The organism is Kitasatospora sp. NPDC096128 (assembly GCF_040303105.1).
Taxonomy (GTDB): Bacteria; Actinomycetota; Actinomycetes; order Streptomycetales; family Streptomycetaceae; genus Kitasatospora.
The window spans coordinates 45,646-63,115 of record NZ_JBEOSP010000003.1; the positions used below are offsets into that span (position 1 = coordinate 45,646).

At 73.0% G+C, this 17,470-nt stretch carries 17 protein-coding genes; 13 read left to right on the forward strand and 4 right to left on the reverse strand.

Annotation, left to right across the window (positions count from 1 at the left end; all coding sequences use genetic code 11):
- The first annotated feature begins 12 nt into the window (after window positions 1–12).
- From ABTY61_RS04620 to ABTY61_RS04640, 5 genes are all read left to right on the forward strand, one after another.
- Window positions 13–234 (forward strand): acyl-CoA carboxylase epsilon subunit, encoded by a 222-nt coding sequence (locus ABTY61_RS04620; protein WP_350503457.1) that lies wholly within the window; start codon window positions 13–15, stop codon window positions 232–234.
- Between the two features lie 143 nt (window positions 235–377).
- Entirely contained in the window at window positions 378–518 is a 141-nt protein-coding gene (gene mmpB, locus ABTY61_RS04625; RefSeq protein WP_350503458.1) for a morphogenic membrane protein MmpB, read from the forward strand.
- 48 nt (window positions 519–566) lie between these two features.
- A complete protein-coding gene (locus ABTY61_RS04630; RefSeq protein ID WP_350503459.1) occupies window positions 567–1,169 on the forward strand; it encodes a nucleoside triphosphate pyrophosphatase in 603 nt (200 codons plus the stop codon).
- A gap of 115 nt (window positions 1,170–1,284) precedes the next feature.
- Window positions 1,285–2,031, forward strand: coding sequence for a hypothetical protein (locus ABTY61_RS04635; RefSeq protein ID WP_350503460.1), 747 nt, complete (start codon window positions 1,285–1,287; stop codon window positions 2,029–2,031).
- Between the two features lie 235 nt (window positions 2,032–2,266).
- Complete coding sequence (locus ABTY61_RS04640) at window positions 2,267–4,042, forward strand: acetyl/propionyl/methylcrotonyl-CoA carboxylase subunit alpha (protein ID WP_350503461.1); 1,776 nt, start codon at window positions 2,267–2,269, stop codon at window positions 4,040–4,042.
- A 123-nt stretch (window positions 4,043–4,165) separates the two neighbouring features.
- Here the strand turns inward: ABTY61_RS04640 and ABTY61_RS04645 are convergent, their stop codons facing one another.
- Window positions 4,166–5,122 (reverse strand): DeoR/GlpR family DNA-binding transcription regulator, encoded by a 957-nt coding sequence (locus tag ABTY61_RS04645; protein ID WP_502895226.1) that lies wholly within the window; start codon window positions 5,120–5,122, stop codon window positions 4,166–4,168.
- Between the two features lie 236 nt (window positions 5,123–5,358).
- Window positions 5,359–6,810 (reverse strand): NAD(P)H-quinone dehydrogenase, encoded by a 1,452-nt coding sequence (locus tag ABTY61_RS04650; protein ID WP_350503463.1) that lies wholly within the window; start codon window positions 6,808–6,810, stop codon window positions 5,359–5,361.
- Between the two features lie 93 nt (window positions 6,811–6,903).
- Here ABTY61_RS04650 and ABTY61_RS04655 point away from each other — a divergent pair, with 93 nt between their 5' ends.
- The 3 genes from ABTY61_RS04655 to ABTY61_RS04665 all read left to right on the forward strand — a co-directional run bounded on the left by ABTY61_RS04655 (window position 6,904) and on the right by ABTY61_RS04665 (window position 10,191).
- Window positions 6,904–7,341, forward strand: a complete 438-nt coding sequence (locus ABTY61_RS04655; RefSeq protein ID WP_350503464.1) for a gamma-glutamylcyclotransferase family protein — start codon at window positions 6,904–6,906, stop codon at window positions 7,339–7,341.
- Between the two features lie 146 nt (window positions 7,342–7,487).
- Window positions 7,488–8,309 carry a purine-nucleoside phosphorylase gene (locus ABTY61_RS04660; protein ID WP_350503465.1) on the forward strand — a complete coding sequence of 274 codons (822 nt, stop codon included), beginning with the start codon at window positions 7,488–7,490 and terminating at the stop codon, window positions 8,307–8,309.
- 163 nt (window positions 8,310–8,472) lie between these two features.
- Window positions 8,473–10,191: a phospho-sugar mutase gene (locus ABTY61_RS04665; protein WP_350503466.1), complete on the forward strand. Its 1,719-nt coding sequence runs from the start codon at window positions 8,473–8,475 to the stop codon at window positions 10,189–10,191.
- Between the two features lie 66 nt (window positions 10,192–10,257).
- Here the strand turns inward: ABTY61_RS04665 and ABTY61_RS04670 are convergent, their stop codons facing one another.
- Window positions 10,258–10,932 (reverse strand): PH domain-containing protein, encoded by a 675-nt coding sequence (locus tag ABTY61_RS04670; RefSeq protein ID WP_350503467.1) that lies wholly within the window; start codon window positions 10,930–10,932, stop codon window positions 10,258–10,260.
- Between the two features lie 192 nt (window positions 10,933–11,124).
- Here ABTY61_RS04670 and deoC point away from each other — a divergent pair, with 192 nt between their 5' ends.
- The 4 genes from deoC (at window position 11,125) to ABTY61_RS04690 (ending at window position 15,319) form a co-directional block, all read left to right on the forward strand.
- Window positions 11,125–12,111 (forward strand): deoxyribose-phosphate aldolase, encoded by a 987-nt coding sequence (deoC, locus tag ABTY61_RS04675; protein ID WP_350503468.1) that lies wholly within the window; start codon window positions 11,125–11,127, stop codon window positions 12,109–12,111.
- A 5-nt stretch (window positions 12,112–12,116) separates the two neighbouring features.
- Window positions 12,117–13,598, forward strand: a complete 1,482-nt coding sequence (locus tag ABTY61_RS04680) for an aldehyde dehydrogenase family protein (protein WP_350503469.1) — start codon at window positions 12,117–12,119, stop codon at window positions 13,596–13,598.
- Window positions 13,591–14,496, forward strand: a complete 906-nt coding sequence (locus ABTY61_RS04685; protein WP_350503470.1) for an aldehyde dehydrogenase family protein — start codon at window positions 13,591–13,593, stop codon at window positions 14,494–14,496. Before ABTY61_RS04680 ends, ABTY61_RS04685 begins: the two co-directional genes overlap by 8 nt.
- Window positions 14,497–14,680: 184 nt before the next feature.
- Window positions 14,681–15,319 (forward strand): ATP-binding protein, encoded by a 639-nt coding sequence (locus tag ABTY61_RS04690; protein WP_502895217.1) that lies wholly within the window; start codon window positions 14,681–14,683, stop codon window positions 15,317–15,319.
- A 193-nt stretch (window positions 15,320–15,512) separates the two neighbouring features.
- Here the strand turns inward: ABTY61_RS04690 and ABTY61_RS04695 are convergent, their stop codons facing one another.
- Window positions 15,513–16,175 carry a SigE family RNA polymerase sigma factor gene (locus ABTY61_RS04695; protein ID WP_350503707.1) on the reverse strand — a complete coding sequence of 221 codons (663 nt, stop codon included), beginning with the start codon at window positions 16,173–16,175 and terminating at the stop codon, window positions 15,513–15,515.
- A gap of 586 nt (window positions 16,176–16,761) precedes the next feature.
- Between ABTY61_RS04695 and ABTY61_RS04700 the strand changes: the two genes are divergently transcribed.
- A complete protein-coding gene (locus ABTY61_RS04700) occupies window positions 16,762–17,439 on the forward strand; it encodes a response regulator (RefSeq protein WP_063349065.1) in 678 nt (225 codons plus the stop codon).
- Window positions 17,440–17,470 lie beyond the last annotated feature (31 nt).

A 17,470-nucleotide genomic window follows, 5' to 3' on the forward strand; every position in this document is an offset into this window, starting at 1 on the left:
AGAGAACCAGCCATGTCCCCGATCCACGTGCTGCACGGGCAGCCGACCCCCGAGGAGCTCGCCACCGTCCTGGCGGTGGTCCAGGCCCGGGCCGCCGCCGCGCAGGCCGCCGCCGAGGCGGCGCGCCTGGCCGGTGTCGGCCCGGCCTCCCCCTGGAACGACCGCTCCCGGCTGCTCCGCCCCGCCGTCCGCCCGGGCGCCAACGCCTGGCGGACCTCGGGCTGGGCGCACTGAGTCGACCGCGCGGAGCAGGAAGTCGGCCCGTCCGACTTCCTGCTCCGCAACGCGCCCACCCGCCGTGCTGCCCGCCCGCTTTGCCCGAAACCTGAGTACGGATACTCAGGCGCCCGCCCCCACCCGCACCGCACTCTGGACGGGTGCTCTGGTCAGACCCCGAGGACGGGCCCTCGCCCGAGGCCCGTCGCATGCAGCAGCGGATGCAGCGGTCCGGCAAGGTGCTCGCCGCGATCGTGCTGGTGGGCGCCGTCCTGATCATGGTCAGCCGGTACTTCACCTGACCCGTTCACCCGAACGGCTGAACCCCGCTACCCCCTACCCTGGTGGGCATGACCGACCAGCGCGCCCTCGTCCTCGCTTCCGCCTCCCCCGCCCGCCTCGGGCTGCTGCGCCAGGCGGGGCTCGACCCGCGCGTGGTGGTCAGCGGCGTCGACGAGGACGCGATCAGCGCCGCCACCCCCGGCGAGCTCGCCCTCGTCCTGGCCGAGGCCAAGGCGAAGGCCGTCGCCGCCGAACTGACCGACCACGAGCTGGTGATCGGCTGCGACTCCGTCCTGGAGCTGGACGGCCTGGCCCTCGGCAAGCCCGCCGACGCCACCGAGGCGCTGGCCCGCTGGCAGTCCATGCGCGGTCGCGCCGGGGTGCTCCGCACCGGCCACTGCGTGATCGACACCGCGACCGGCCGGCAGTCCTCGGCGACCGCCTCCACCACCGTCCGCTTCGGCACCCCGGACGACGCGGAGGTGGCCGCCTACGTCGCCTCCGGCGAACCCCTGTACGTGGCCGGGGCGTTCACCCTGGACGGCCGCTCGGCGCCGTTCATCGACGGCATCGACGGCGACCCGGGCAACGTCATCGGCCTGTCCCTGCCGCTGCTGCGCCGGCTGCTCGCCGACCTGGACGTCCGCATCACGGATCTGTGGACCAAGTGACTCCGTGGGCCGAGTGATTCCGTGGGCCGGGTGACTCCGTGGACCAACTGACCTGCCGCATCAGCCCGGTGCCCGTCTAAGCTGACCGGCGTTCGAACGGGGAGGGAACGCGGCGATGACCGACAACGTGCTCAACGTGGTGCTCGGCTTGGTGGCCAGTGCCATCAGCGCCGGGCTCGGCTGGCTGGCCCAGGCCGTGCGGCGGCGCCGGAAGATCGAGCGGGTCCGGGAGTTCTTCGGGCTGCCGGCCGGCAGCGAGTGCCTGATCGTGGTGCCCCGCAGCGTCGGGACGGGCTCGCACGCCACCACCGTGACCCGCCGGGACGCCTACGCCCTGATGTGGCTGGCCGGCCTGGTCGAGGAGTGCGGCGCCCGGCCCGAACTGGTCGCCCACGACGCCGCGCACCGCGGCCTGGGCGCCAAGACCGAGCTGTGCCTGGGCGGTCCGGTCAGCAACGAGCGGATGGCGGCCCACCTGGCCTGGGGCCTGCCGGGTGTGCTGATCACCTCCGGCCCGGGCCCGGGCAGCAACGTGCTGGTGGTGGGCGGCCGGGAGTTCACCGTCGAGTCCGACCGGACCCACGTCCTGCTGGCCCGGATCGCCACCCCGGACGGCGGCCGCCCGGTGTTCCTGATCTCCGGCCAGACCGGCACGGCCAACCAGGCGGGCGTGCGCTACCTGGTCGCGCACCACCGCCGCCTGGCCCGCGAGCACGGCCGCAACGGCACCTTCGCGCTGCTCCTGCGGGTGGTCAACCCGGAGGCGTACGGGCCGGACATGGTCGAGCCGGTCGCCGACGTGACGGCCGAGGCGCTCCGACGCCCCGCGGCCCCGGCGACGGCCGGCACCGGCGCGGGGTGAGCGGGCCGGGGAAGGTGTGTTCCATCCCACCGACCCGCCACGCCGCCGCCCGGTCACCCACCGTCGACCCCGTCCGCCCGACCGCACCGGACGCGACCTGCGAACTCGCCCGCGGCCCGGCCGCGGAGGCCGGAATTCCCATCACCGAGCGTGTGGGATAGTTCACAACCCGGGGCTACTCGCCGGTACCGCCCAGGAATCCATAAACTCATCGAGGTTCAAGAAGGGAGCCACAGTGCGCAAGGTGCTCATCGCCAACCGCGGGGAAATCGCCGTCCGCGTCGCCAGGGCCTGCTCGGACGCCGGTATCGCCAGCGTCGCCGTCTATGCCGAGCCGGACCGGGATGCGCTGCACGTCCGCGCGGCCGACGAGGCTTACGCGCTGGGCGGTGACACCCCCGGCACCAGTTACCTGGACATCGCCAAGGTGCTCAAGGCCGCCGAGGACTCCGGGGCCGACGCCGTCCACCCCGGCTACGGGTTCCTGTCGGAGAACGCCGACTTCGCCCAGGCCGTCCTCGACGCGGGCCTGACCTGGATCGGTCCGCCGCCGCAGGCCATCCGCGACCTCGGTGACAAGGTCACCGCCCGGCACGTCGCCCAGCGCGCCGGCGCCCCGCTGGTGGCCGGCACGCCGGACCCGGTCTCGGGCGCCGACGAGGTCGTCGCCTTCGCCCGCGAGCACGGCCTGCCGGTCGCCATCAAGGCGGCGTTCGGCGGCGGCGGTCGCGGCCTCAAGGTCGCCCGCAACCTGGAGGAGATCCCGGAGCTGTACGAGTCCGCGGTGCGCGAGGCGGTCGCCGCCTTCGGTCGCGGCGAGTGCTTCGTGGAGCGCTACCTGGACAACCCGCGGCACGTGGAGACCCAGTGCCTCGCGGACAAGCACGGCAACGTGGTGGTCGTCTCCACCCGTGACTGCTCGCTGCAGCGCCGGCACCAGAAGCTGGTCGAGGAGGCGCCCGCGCCGTTCCTGACCGAGGCGCAGAACGCCGAGCTGTACCGCGCCTCCAAGGCCATCCTCAAGGAGGCCGGCTACGAGGGCGCCGGGACCTGCGAGTTCCTGGTCGCGCTGGACGGCACGATCTCCTTCCTGGAGGTCAACACCCGTCTGCAGGTGGAGCACCCGGTCACCGAGGAGGTCACCGGGATCGACCTGGTCCGCGAGATGTTCCGGATCGCCGACGGCGAGGAGCTCGGCTACGGCGACCCCGAGGTGCGCGGCCACTCCTTCGAGTTCCGCATCAACGGCGAGGACCCGGGCCGCAACTTCCTGCCCGCGCCCGGCACCGTGACGCTGTTCTCCCCGCCGTCCGGCCCGGGCGTGCGCCTGGACTCCGGTGTGGAGTCCGGCTCGGTCATCGGCCCCGCCTGGGACTCGCTGCTGGCCAAGCTGATCGTCTCCGGCCGCGACCGCAAGCAGGCCCTGGAGCGGGCCAGGCGTGCGCTGAGCGAGTTCAAGGTCGAGGGCATGGCCACCGCCATCCCGTTCCACCAGGCGGTCGTCACCGACCCGGCGTTCGCGCCGGAGGTGCACGGCAGCGACGAGCCGTTCACGATCTACACCCGCTGGATCGAGACCGAGTTCGACAACACCATCCCGGCGTTCACCGGCGGCGCCGGCGAGGCCGAGGAGGCGGAGACCCGGGAGACCGTGGTCGTCGAGGTCGGCGGCAAGCGGATCGAGGTCTCGCTGCCGTCCTCGCTGGGCGTCGCGTCGGCCCCGGCCGCCGGGGCGACGGGTGCCGCCAAGGCCAAGCGCCGGGTGGGCGCCAAGAAGGCCGGTTCGGCCGTCAGCGGTGACACCCTGGCCTCGCCGATGCAGGGCACCATCGTCAAGGTCGCCGTCGAGGAGGGCCAGGTCGTCGCCGAGGGCGAGCTGATCGTGGTCCTGGAGGCGATGAAGATGGAGCAGCCGCTGAACGCCCACAAGGCGGGCACCGTCGTCGGCCTCAAGGCCGAGGTGGGCGCGAGCGTCAGCAGCGGCGCCGCGCTGTGCGAGATCAAGGACTGACGCAGGGCTCGTCAATCCTCCGGCCGGTCCGTACTCCCTTCGGGGGTGCGGACCGGCCGCTTTTGCCCTGTCACCCGCCCGCGCGCCTCCGGGGCGGTTGGGCGCGCCGCGGCACGGCCGGGCTCAGCGCCCGCGCGGCAGGCCCATCTCGGCCAGCCGGACCGGCAGGCCGCCGGGGCCGACCGGGCCGCCGTGCGCCCCGGGGCGGCGCTGGCCGGGCAGCGGGGCGCCACCGGGCGGCGGGACGGGCCTACGGCCCAGCGGGCCGGGCTGGGTCTGGTGCACCGGGCCGCTGCCGGTGCCGTGCACGGGGGCGTCGGCGCCCGGCCCGGCCCCGAACGGCGCCAGGTCGATCTGCACCCCGCAGTCGGCGAGCGCGTCCAGCTCGCGGGCGGTGGCGTCGTCGGCGGTGGCCTGCTCGTCGGTGACCAGCCGGGTGATGGTGTCGGTGGCGACGGTCTGGAACATGCCGGCCGCGCCGAGCTTGGTGTGGTCGGCGAGGACGATGACCTCGGCGGCCGCCAGCACCATGGCCCGGTCCACGCTCGCGGACAGCATGTTCGCGGTCGACAGCCCCCGCTCGGCGGTCAGCCCGCTGCCGGAGATGAAGGCCTTGGTGACCCGCAGCCCCTGCAGCGACTGCTCGGCGCCGCTGCCCACCAGGGCGTAGTTGGAGCCGCGCAGGGTGCCGCCGGTCATCACCACCTCGACCCGGTTGGCGTGCGCCAGCGCCTGGGCGACCAGCAGCGAGTTGGTGACCACCGTCAGCCCGGGCACCCGGGCCAGCCGGCGGGCCAGCTCCTGGGTGGTGGTGCCGGCGCCGACCACCACCGCGTCGCCCTCCTCCACCAGCCCGGCGGCGAGGTCCGCGATGGCGCTCTTCTCCGCCGCGGACAGGTGGGTCTTCTGCGGATAACCGGGTTCGCGGCTGAAGCCGCCGGGGAGCACCGCGCCGCCGTGCCGGCGGTCGAGGAGCCCTTCTGCCTCCAGCGCCCGCACGTCACGGCGCACGGTCACTTCGGAGGTCTGGACGACGCGGGCCAACTCCCGGAGCGAGACAGCTCCGTTGGCGCGCACCATTTCGAGGATCAACTGGCGACGTTCTGCTGCAAACACAGAACCGACGGTAACCCGCGTGACCGTCTGCTTTCAGGCGTTTGCAGCTGGTAGCGGGAATTGCTCACGCAAGAGCGGCGCGTGACCGTACAATACGCGCCGTCAACAACCCGGAACTGCGCCCGCCGTCCGGGTGACGATCATGCCTGCGCGAAGGGCGGCCGCCGATCGGCAGCCGCCCTCAACTGTGCGCCTTGAGCTCAGGATTCGCCGTCGGCCCGCTTGCGGACGTGCAGCTGCCGGGCGGCCTCGGCGGTCGAGCCGGAGACGGACGGGTAGACGGTGAAGGCGCTGGCCACCTGTTCGACCGTCAGATTGGCGTCCACCGCCAGCGCGATCGGGTGGATCAGCTCGCTGGCGCGCGGGGCGACGACCACGCCGCCGACCACGATGCCGGTGCCCGGGCGGCAGAACAGCTTCACGAAGCCGTCCCGGATGCCCTGCATCTTCGCCCGCGGGTTGCCGCGCAGCGGCAGCTTCACCTCGACCGCGTCCATCTTGCCGCACTGCACGTCGGCGGCGGTGTAGCCGACGGTGGCGATCTCCGGGTCGGTGAAGACGTTGGAGGCCACGGTCTTGAGGTTCAGCGGCTGCACCGCGTCGCCCAGCGCGTGGTACATCGCGATCCGGCCCTGCATGGCCGCCACCGAGGCGAGCATGAAGACGCCGGTGCAGTCGCCGGCCGCGTACACGCCCGGGGCGCTGGTGCGGGAGACCCGGTCGACCTGGATCTGGCCCCAGTCGTTGAGCTTGACCCCGGCCTCCTCCAGGCCCATCTCGGCGGTGTTGGGGATCGAGCCGACCGCCATCAGGCAGTGGGTGCCCTCGATCACCTTGCCGTCGGAGAGGGTCACCTCGACCCGGTCGCCGATCCGCTTGGCGCTCTCGGCGCGCGAACGGCTCATCACGTTCATGCCGCGGCGGCGGAAGACCTCCTCCAGCACCTCGGCGGCGTCCGGGTCCTCGCCCGGCAGCACCCGCTCGCGGCTGGAGACCAGGGTCACCTTGGAGCCGAGCGCCTGGTACGCGCCGGCGAACTCGGCACCGGTCACGCCGGAACCGACCACGATCAGCTCGCGGGGCAGCTCCTCCAGGTCGTAGACCTGGGTCCAGGTGAGGATCCGCTCGCCGTCCGGCGTGGCGTCCGGCACCTCGCGCGGGTGGGCGCCGGTGGCGATCAGCACCGCGTCGGCGCGCAGCGACTGCACGCTGCCGTCGGGGGCGTCCACCAGCACCTCGCGGGAGCCGTCCACGGCCTGCCCGCCGGCGCCGAGCCGGCCGCGGCCGCGCAGCACGGTGACCCCGGCGCGGGTGACGGACTGGGTGATGTCGTGGGACTGCGCGATCGCCAGCCGCTTCACACGGCGGTTGACCTTGCCCAGGTCCACGCCGATGACCTTGGTCTCCCGGTCGGCGGCCGCGCCCTGGTCGACCGTGATGCCCAGCTCCTCGTACGAGCTGTCGAAGGTGGTCATCACCTCCGCGGTCGCGATCAGGGTCTTCGACGGCACGCAGTCCGTGAGCACCGCCGATCCGCCCAGACCGTCGCGGTCGACGACGGTCACCTCCGCGCCGAGCTGAGAGGCCACCAGGGCCGCCTCGTAGCCGCCGGGTCCGCCACCGATGATCACGATCCGAGTCACGTACCCCATTGTCCCGCACGCCGCGGGCGGCGCCACAACGGGGTCCGCGCTCGAGCCCCGGACTCGCCCCACCCCGCGCACCGACCGGGCTACGCTGCACCCATGCCCCTTTACGCCGCGTATGCCACCAACCTCGATGCCCGGCAGATGACCCGCCGAGCCCCGCACTCCCCGCTCCGCGGCACGGGGTGGCTGGACGGCTGGCGGCTCACCTTCGGCGGCGAGCAGCTCGGTTGGGAGGGCTCGCTGGCCACCGTCGTGGAGGACGAGAAGGACCAGGTCTTCGTCTCCCTCTACGACATCGCGCCGATGGACGAGGAGGGCCTGGACCGCTGGGAGGGCGTCCAGCTCGGCATCTACCGCAAGATCAAGCTGCGGGCGCAGACCCTGGACGGCGACATCCCGGTCTGGACGTACGTGCTGAACGACTACGAGGGCGGCCTGCCCGCGGCCCGCTACCTCGGCCTGATCGCCGACGCCGCGGAGAGCGCCGGGGCCCCGCACGACTACGTGATGGAGCTGCGCCGGCGGCCGTGCTGATCGCCGGTCTTCTTTCCGTACGTATCAACAAACCCGTTCACCCGAAAGCGCCACCGAGCTGTGTTTTCGGGCCAACCGGGTAACGATCCGGCACGCCGAAGCGGAATTTCTACGCGCGTAGCCGAAAGCCGTCTATCCTCGGACCCGTGAACGCTTCTCCTCAGTCGGTCGTCTCCGCCGACCCCTACGCCGCCGCCCAGGCCGCCGCCGAGCGCCTGCGCGAGCTGACCGGTGCCGAGCGGCACGACGTCGCCCTGGTGATGGGCTCCGGCTGGGTGCCGGCCGCCGACGCCCTGGGCGAGACCGTGGCCGAGTTCCCGGTCACCGACCTCCCGGGCTTCCCCGCCCCCGCCGTGGCCGGCCACGCCGGCAAGATCCGCTCGGTGAAGATCGGCGACAAGCGCGCCCTGATCTTCCTCGGCCGCAACCACTACTACGAGGGCCACGGCGTGGCCACCGTCGTCCACGGCGTGCGCACCGCCGCCGCGGCCGGCTGCGGCATCATCGTCCTGACCAACGGCTGCGGCGGTCTGCGCGAGGGCTGGACCCCGGGCCAGCCGGTCCTGATCAGCGACCACATCAACCTGACCGCGGACTCCCCGATCGTCGGCGCCAACTTCGTCGACCTCACCGACCTGTACTCCAAGCGCCTGCGCGCGCTGTGCCGCGAGGTCGACCCGAGCCTGGACGAGGCCGTCTACGTCCAGTTCCGCGGCCCGCACTACGAGACCCCGGCCGAGGTCAACATGGCCCGGGTGATCGGCGGCGAGCTGGTCGGCATGTCCACCACCCTGGAGGCCATCGCCGCCCGCGAGGCCGGCTCGGAGGTGCTCGGCATCTCCCTGGTCACCAACCTGGCCGCCGGCATCACCGGCGAGCCGCTCAACCACGAAGAGGTCCTGGAGGCCGGCAAGGCCTCGGCCGAGCGCATGGGCGAGCTGCTGGCGAAGGTCCTGGAGCGGATCTGACGCCTGCCGGGCGCAGAATCATGAACGACGGGGCCCACGGGCGGCGTGATCCGCTGATCACGCCATCCCGGGGGCCCCGTCCGCATGTGCACACCTCCCCTTCCCCTTGCGTGGAACCCTCCGGTCGACACCCGACGCACTTCCCGATGGAGCAGGCAAGAACATGACGCAGGCACCCAACCCCGACCTCCTCGCCCGGGCCCGCACCTGGCTGGCCGAGGACCCCGACCCGCAGACCCGCGAGGAGCTCGCCGCCCTGCTGGCCCGCGCCGAGGGCCCGGAAGCCCAGGAGGAGTGCACGCTCGCCTGGTCCGAGCTCGCCGAGCGCTTCTCCGACCGCCTCCAGTTCGGCACCGCCGGCCTGCGCGGCGAGCTCGGCGCCGGCCCGATGCGGATGAACCGCGCCGTGGTGATCCGGGCCGCCGCCGGCCTGGTCGGGTACGTGAAGAAGCAGGGCCTCGGCGACCTCGTGGTGATCGGTTACGACGCCCGCCACAAGTCGTACGACTTCGCCCGGGACACCGCCGCCGTGGTGGTCGGGGCCGGTCTGCGCGCCGCGCTGCTGCCGCGCCCGCTGCCGACCCCGGTGCTCGCCTTCGCCGTCCGCCACCTGGGTGCGGCCGCCGGCGTGACCGTCACCGCCAGCCACAACCCGCCGCAGGACAACGGCTACAAGGTCTACCTGGGCGACGGCTCGCAGATCGTCCCGCCGGCCGACGCCGGGATCGCCGCCGAGATCGACGCGATCGGCTCGCTGGACGACGTCCCGCGCGCCGAGGAGGGCTGGGAGGTGCTCGGCGAGGACGTCGTCGAGGCCTACCTGACCCGGGCCGTCTCGATCGTCGACGAGCACAGCCCGCGCGAGCTGGACGTGGTCTACACCCCGATGCACGGCGTCGGCCGCGACACCCTGGTCGCCGCCTTCCGCCGGGCCGGCTTCCCCGCGCCGACCGTGGTCGCCGAGCAGGCCGAGCCCGACCCGGACTTCCCGACCGTGGCCTTCCCCAACCCGGAGGAGCCGGGGGCGATGGACCTCGCCTTCCGCACCGCCGCCGCGGTCGGCCCGGACATCGTGATCGCCAACGACCCGGACGCCGACCGCTGCGCGGTGGCCGTCCCGGTCAACGCCAACGCGGTGGGCAGCGGCAACGGCACCTCCGGCTGGCGGATGCTGCGCGGCGACGAGGTCGGCGCACTGCTGGGCTCCGCGCTGGTCGCCAAGAAGGCCGAGGGCACCTTCGCCACCACCATCGTCTCCGCCACCCTGCTCGGCCGGATCGCCGAGGCCGCGGGCCTGGGCTACGCCGAGACGCTGACCGGCTTCAAGTGGATCTCCCGCGCCGAGGGCCTGCGCTACGGCTACGAGGAGGCGCTCGGCTACTGCGTCGACCCGCAGGGCGTCCGGGACAAGGACGGCATCACCGCCGCCCTGCTGGTCGCCGAGCTGGCCGCGACGCTCAAGCAGTCCGGCCGCACCCTGACCGACCTGCTGGACGACCTGGCGCTGGAGCACGGCCTGCACGCCACCGACCAGCTGTCCGTCCGGGTCCAGGACCTCTCGCTGATCGCCGACGCCATGCGCCGGCTGCGCGAGCAGCCGCCGACCGTCCTGGCCGGGCTGAGCGTCGCCCGCGCCGACGACCTCTCGGCCGGCTCCGCCGAGCTGCCGCCCACCGACGGCCTGCGCTACTACCTGGCCGGCGAGGCCGTGCGCTCGGCCCGGATCGTGGTCCGCCCCTCCGGCACCGAGCCCAAGCTCAAGTGCTACCTGGAGGTCGTCCTCCCGGTCGCGAGCGCCGCCGACCTGGCCGCCGCCCGGGAGCGCGCCGCCGGGCTGCTCGCCGACATCAAGCGCGACCTCGGCGCCGCCGCGGGCATCTGACCCGCGGCAGCACGCAGGAAGGGCCCGCCGGTCGAGACCGGCGGGCCCTTCCCCGTGTGTCCGCGCTCAGACCGCGATCACCGTGATCAGCGCGGCCAGGCCGAGCAGCGCCGGGGCGATCACCCACCAGCACCAGCGGACGACCACCGGGCCGGCCGCGTCGGGGTGGCGGCCGTTGCGCTCGGCCATCTCCTGGAGGACGTCGGTCACCTGGTCGGACCAGGCGCGGGTGGGGTCCGGGGAGCCCTGGACGATCGGGTTGGCCTGCCGACCGAAGACCATCCCCATCCGGGAGGCGTGCTCGGCGGCGTCCTGGGTCCGGACCCGGTTGGCCCGCTTGCGCTGGCGCAGCGACACCGGGACGGCCCACACCTGGTACTTCTTCCCGTCGGACAGCAGCTCGACCGAGTACCCGGCGCGCAGCGCGTCGACCGAGGCCCAGGGGACGGTGACGGTGCGCCACGGGTTGCGGACGACCAGGCGCCTGCGGTCGGCGAACACCGCCGGGCGCAGCGTGTAGGCGATCACCGGGAGGGCGAACACCGGCAGCGCCGCGAGCGCGACGTACGGGGTCTTCCCGGTGCCGGTCACCGCCGCGTCGCCGATCAGCCAGCCGGCGACGGCGAGCAGGAACACGCCGGAGATCACGCCGGGGACGGAGCGGTACACGCGGTCCGCGTACTCGGGTTCCCCGTCGGGGGCGGCCGGGCCCTGGTGGGGCTTGCCGTCGGATTCGGTCATGGCGTCGATTCTGCCCCATGCACCCCTCACCAGCGGGTCTCGGTCCGGCCACGAATGACGGCCGGTGGACGGCGTCCCGCCCCGGCCGGAGGGTCCCGCGCGGCCGAGGTCTCGGTCCGGCCACGAAAGACCGCCGGAACAGTGGCCGCCCTAGCGGTCGGCTACGCGCGTAGATATGCTGGTCTGGTGACTATGTCCACTGTTGCAGCCAATGCCCCCGGCGTTGCGGGCAGCGGCCTCGCGGACGTTGCGGCGTCCGAGGCCTCGCTCCGTCGCTTCCTGCACGGCCTGCCCGGCGTCGACCAGGTCGGCCTCGAAGCCCGCGCCGCGTCCCTCGGGACCCGCTCGATCAAGACCACGGCGAAGGCCTACGCCATCGACCTGGCGATCTCCATGATCGACCTGACCACGCTGGAGGGCGCGGACACGGTCGGCAAGGTGCGCGCACTGTGCGCCAAGGGCAGGACCCCCGACCCGACCGACCCGACCACCCCGCGCGTCGCCGCGATCTGTGTCTACCCGGACATGGTCGCCACCGCGAAGGACGCCCTGCGGGGCACCGCCATCCAGGTCGCCTCGGTGGCCACCGCCTTCCCGGCCGGCCGCGCCGCCCTCCCGGTCAAGCTCGCCGACACCGCCGACGCGGTGGCCGCGGGCGCCGACGAGATCGACATGGTGATCGACCGGGGCGCGTTCCTCTCCGGCCGCTACTTCGACGTCTTCAACGAGATCGTCGCCGTCAAGGAGGCGTGCAAGCGCGCCGACGGCAGCTACGCCCACCTCAAGGTGATCTTCGAGACCGGCGAGCTGCAGACCTACGACAACGTCCGCCGGGTCTCCTGGCTGGCGATGCTGGCCGGCGCCGACTTCATCAAGACCTCCACCGGCAAGGTCGCCGTCAACGCGACCCCGCCGGTCACCCTGCTGATGCTGGAGGCGGTCCGCGACTTCCGCGCGGCCACCGGCGTCCAGGTCGGTGTGAAGCCGGCCGGTGGCATCAAGACCACCAAGGACGCCATGAAGTACCTGGTGATGGTCAACGAGACCCTCGGCGACGACTGGCTGAGCCCGCACTGGTTCCGCTTCGGCGCCTCCAGCCTGCTCAACGACCTGCTGATGCAGCGCCAGAAGCTCGCCACCGGCCGCTACTCCGGCCCCGACTACGTGACGGTGGACTGATCACCATGGCCAAGAAGAAGAACATCGAGGAGCCCGCGGCCAAGCCGGCCGGAGGCCTCTTCAGCTACGCCCCGGCCCCGGAGTCCCCCGCCGCGGCCGGCGACATCGCCACCTCGTACGGCCACTTCATCGGCGGCGAGTTCGTCGACTCCTCCGGCAGCGAGGCCCTCAAGACGGTCAACCCGGCCACCGAGCAGGTGCTCGCCGAGTTCGCCCAGGGCACCGACGAGGACGTGGACCGCGCCGTCGCCGCCGCCCGCAAGGCCTTCGCCGACTGGTCGGCGCTGCCGGGCAGCGAGCGCGCCAAGTACCTGTTCCGGATCGCCCGGATCATCCAGGAGCGCGGCCGCGAGCTGGCCGTCCTGGAGTCGATGGACAACGGCAAGCCGATCCGCGAGACCCGCGACTTCGACATCCCGACCGTCGCCGCGTGGTTCTTCTACTACGCGGGCTGGGCGGACAAGCTGGACTACGCGGGCTTCGGCGCCAACCCGCGCCCGCTGGGCGTGGCCGGCCAGGTCATCCCGTGGAACTTCCCGCTGATGATGCTGGCGTGGAAGATCGCGCCCGCGCTGGCGACCGGCAACACGGTCGTCCTCAAGCCGGCCGAGACCACCCCGCTGACCGCACTGCGCTTCGCCGAGATCTGCCGCCAGGCCGGTCTGCCGAAGGGCGTCGTCAACATCGTCACCGGCGACGGCCGCACCGGCGCCGCGCTCACCGCGCACCCAGACGTCAACAAGGTCGCCTTCACCGGCTCCACCCCGGTCGGCCGGGCGATCGCCAAGCAGCTGGCCGGCAGCCGCAAGAAGCTGTCGCTGGAGCTGGGCGGCAAGGCCGCCAACATCGTCTTCGACGACGCGCCGATCGACCAGGCGGTCGAGGGCATCGTCAACGGCATCTTCTTCAACCAGGGCCACGTCTGCTGCGCCGGTTCGCGCCTGCTGGTCCAGGAGTCGATCCAGGACGAGCTGCTGGACGCCCTCAAGCGCCGGATGGGCACCCTGCGGGTCGGCGACCCGCTGGACAAGAACACCGACATCGGCGCGATCAACTCGGCCGCCCAGCTGGCCCGGATCACCGAGCTGACCGACGCCGGCGAGGCCGAGGGCGCGGACCGCTGGTCCCCCGAGTGCGAACTCCCGGGCACCGGCTTCTGGTTCAAGCCCACCCTGTTCACCGGCGTCAGCCAGGCCCACCGGATCGCCCAGGAGGAGATCTTCGGCCCGGTGCTGTCGGTGCTGACCTTCCGCACCCCCGAGGAGGCGGTGCAGAAGGCCAACAACACCCCGTACGGCCTCTCCGCCGGCATCTGGACGGAGAAGGGCTCGCGCATCCTCTGGACGGCCAACCGGCTCAAGGCCGGCGTGGTCTGGGCCAACACCTTCAACAAGTTCGACCCGACCTCGCCGTTCGGCGGTTTCAAGGAGTCGGGTTACGGCCGCGAGGGTGGCCGCCACGGTCTGGAGGCCTACCTCGATGTCTGACACGACCTTCGCGCGTCTTGACGTCCTCAAGACCTACAAGCTGTACGTCGGCGGGAAGTTCCCGCGCTCCGAGAGCGGGCGGGTGTACGAGGTGACCGACGCAAAGGGCGAGTGGCTCGCCAACGCCCCGCTGGGTACCCGCAAGGACACCCGCGACGCCGTCCTGGCCGCCCGCGCGGCCGTCAAGGGCTGGGCCGGCACCACCGCGTACAACCGCGGCCAGGTGCTCTACCGGGTGGCCGAAATGCTGCAGGGCCGGCGCGAGCAGTTCGCCGCCGAGGTGTCCCTCTCCGAGGGCATCGGCCCGAAGAAGGCCGCCGCGCTGGTGGACGCCGCGATCGACCGCTGGGTCTGGTACGCGGGCTGGACGGACAAGGTCGCCCAGATCGCGGGCGGCGCCAACCCGGTGGCCGGGCCGTACTTCAACCTCTCCACCCCGGAGCCGACCGGCGTGGTCGGGATCGTCGCCCCGCAGGCCGGGTACGGGCACTCGCTGCTCGGCCTGGTCTCGGTGATCGCCCCGGCGATCGCCACCGGCAACACGGTCGTGGTCGCGGCCGCCGCGGACGCCCCGCTGCCCGCGCTGTCGCTGGGCGAGGTGCTGGCCACCTCGGACCTCCCGGGCGGCGTGGTCAACATCATCTCGGGCCGGACCGCGGACATCGCCCCGACCCTGGCCTCGCACCAGGACGTCAACGCGCTGGACCTCACCGGCGCCATCGCCGCCGACGGCCCCGGCGCGCCGACCGCCCTGGAGGCCGCCGCCGCGGATACCCTGAAGCGGGTGGTCCGTCCGGAGCTGGACCCGTTCGCCCAGAACTGGACGGATGCGCCCGGTACCGACCGGCTACTCTCCTTCCTGGAGACGAAGACGGTCTGGCACCCGATGGGGATCTGACCCCCGTCGCCACTGAGTAACAACTCCACAGGCTGGCCGTCCCCAGTGCCCTCTCCCCCCCAGGGCCCGGACGGTCATTGGACGGACCCGCACCTCTCCCCCCCTGGTGCGGGTCCGTCGATTTTCCGAAGGTGTGAGCAGGACGGTTTCGGCAACGGGCCGGGATGCGTCAGACTGGTGTCCCGTGAGTGACTCCCCCATGAATCCCGCGCCGACAGCCCACGCCCGGGTGATCCTGCTCTCCGGGCCCTCCGGATCGGGGAAGTCCTCGCTGGCCGAACGCAGCGGCCTGCCGGTGCTCCAGCTGGACGACTTCTACAAGGACGGGGACGACCCCACCCTCCCCCGGCTGCCGGACGGCGCCGTGGACTGGGACTCCCCGCTCGCCTGGCACCGCGACCAGGCCGTCGCCACCATCCGCGCGCTGTACGAGCACGGGCGCACCGAGGTGCCGGTGTACTCGATCCCGGACAACGGCCGGATCTCCACCCGCGCCCTGGACCTGGACGGCGCCGCCGCGTTCATCGCCGAGGGCATCTTCGCCGCCGAGATCGTCGCCGAGTGCGCGGCCGAGGGCCTGCTCGGCGACGCCCTGTGCCTGCGCAACGGCGCGCTCACCACGGCCTGGCGCCGGCTGCGCCGGGACGTCCGCGAGGGCCGCAAGTCGCTCCCGGTGCTGCTGCGCCGGGGCTTCCGGCTGATGCGGGCCGAGCGGGCCATCGTCGGACGGCAGGTCGAGCTCGGCTCCCACCCCTGCGCCGGGCCGGAGGCCGCCCGGCGGGTCCGCGCGGCGGCCGGGCCGCGGGAGCTGTCCGCGGTCTGAGCCGCGCCGCTCCCCACGCGGGCGGACACGACGACGGGCCCGGTGCGTCTCCCCCGCACCGGGCCCGTCGCCTGCCGAACGGCTTCGGCTCCCCACGAGCACCGCTCCCCCGAGCCGGCGCCCCCGAACCGCAACCGTCCGCTACCCGTCCCCCGACGGGAGTCCTGTTCCCCTGCTCCCGCGCTCCCCGGCCCTACGCGACCAGCTCGCCGAACGCCCGGACGGTGTCGCCCGACTTGTTCAGGTGCTCGTCGTCGCGCAGCCGGCGCAGCGCGCGCCAGATGCTGCTCTTGACCGTACCGACGCTGATCCCCAGCACGTCGGCGATCTCCGGGTCGGTCTTGCCCTCGTAGTACCGCAGCACCAGCATGGTCCGCTGGTTCTCCGGCAGCTTCGCCAGCGCCTGCCAGAGCACGGTGCGCAGCTCGGTGCCGCCCATCGCGTCGGTGTCGCCGGCCGTCTCCGGCAGCTCCTCGGTCGGGTACTCGTTGACCTTGCGGCGCCGCCAGGCGGAGATGTGCAGGTTGGTCATGGTGCGGCGGAGGTAGCCCCCGACCGCGGCCTTGTCGGTGATCCGGCCCCAGGCCCGGTAGGTGCTGAAGAGCGCGCTCTGCAGCAGGTCCTCGGCCTCGTAGCGGTCACCGGTGAGGTGGTACGCCGTGGCGTACAGGGAGGCGCGGCGCTCGCGCACGTACGCGGTGAACTCCGTGATGTGGTCCTCCGCGACGGCCGGGTGCTCCCCCTGCGCGTCTCCCTGTCCCGCCTCGGTGGTGCGGGCCGGTGCGGGGTTCAGCCGCAGCAGCGTCGCACCGGCGGCCTCGCGGCCGGCCGACTCCCCCGAGCCGACCGTCCGCAGGCCGTTCTTCCTCTGGTCGCCCCCCCGGGCGTCCGTGCCCTCGACGCGGACGGGGAGGATCCCCCGCAGCGTGAGGGTGTTGGCGGAGTCGACCGCACTCCCCAGTCGGCCGATCCCGTACTGCTCCCCCGTCCTGCCGCCGCCGCTCACCCGGCGGGCGCCAGGGTTTCCACCGGTGCTGTGCGCGCACCCCCGTACGGTCACGGCACCGGAGTTCTCGTCGGTCCTGATCTCGTACCGGGTCCGGTGGGTGGTCGCTGACGAACGCGCGGTGCGGACAGCCGGGTTGGTCCGGGTCTGAAGCATGGCGTTCATCGTGCGCCCCCTTGGATCGGTACGAGCGGTTCCTGTTGCCGCCCTCCAGCCGGCCCTTGCGGCCCGCTGTCCTGCGGCGACATGGAAAATCCTGCCCGCCGGTTGTGATGGCGCTGTCCGCCGACTGTCACAGGGGTGTCACAGGGGTGGGCCTTTCGTCCCGCTCCTTCTCCCTCCGTTCCGGACGCCGGGCGCCGTCCTTCCGGTTCCCGTACGGGAGGTGACCGGTCCGGGGGGTGATTCGGCGCTCCCGGTGGGCCAAAATGGGGCCGTGCCTTTCCTCCTACTGATCGAGGACGACGACGCCATCCGGACCGGCCTCGAACTCGCCCTCACCCGCCAGGGCCACCGTGTGGCCACCGCCGCCTCCGGCGAGGACGGCCTGAGGCTCTTCAAGGAGCAGCGGCCCGACCTGATCGTGCTGGACGTCATGCTGCCCGGAATCGACGGCTTCGAGGTCTGCCGCCGGATCCGGCGCACCGACCAGCTGCCGATCATCCTGCTCACCGCCCGCTCCGACGACATCGACGTGGTCGTGGGTCTGGAGTCCGGTGCGGACGACTACGTGGTGAAGCCGGTCCAGCCGCGTGTGCTGGACGCCCGGATCCGCGCCGTGCTGCGGCGCGGCGAGCGGGAGAGCTCCGACTCCTCCGCGTACGGCACCGTGGTGATCGACCGGGCCGCGATGACCGTCACCAAGGACGGGCAGGACCTCCAGCTCACCCCGACCGAGCTGCGGCTGCTCCTGGAGCTCAGCCGCCGCCCCGGCCAGGCGCTCTCCCGCCAGCAGCTGCTGCGGCTGGTCTGGGAGCACGACTACCTCGGCGACTCCCGCCTGGTGGACGCCTGCGTCCAGCGGCTGCGGGCCAAGGTCGAGGACGTGCCGTCCGCGCCGACCCTGATCCGCACCGTGCGCGGGGTGGGCTACCGGCTGGACCCGCCCGCCTGAGCGCCTCGCCCCCTTCCTGAACTCCCGTACG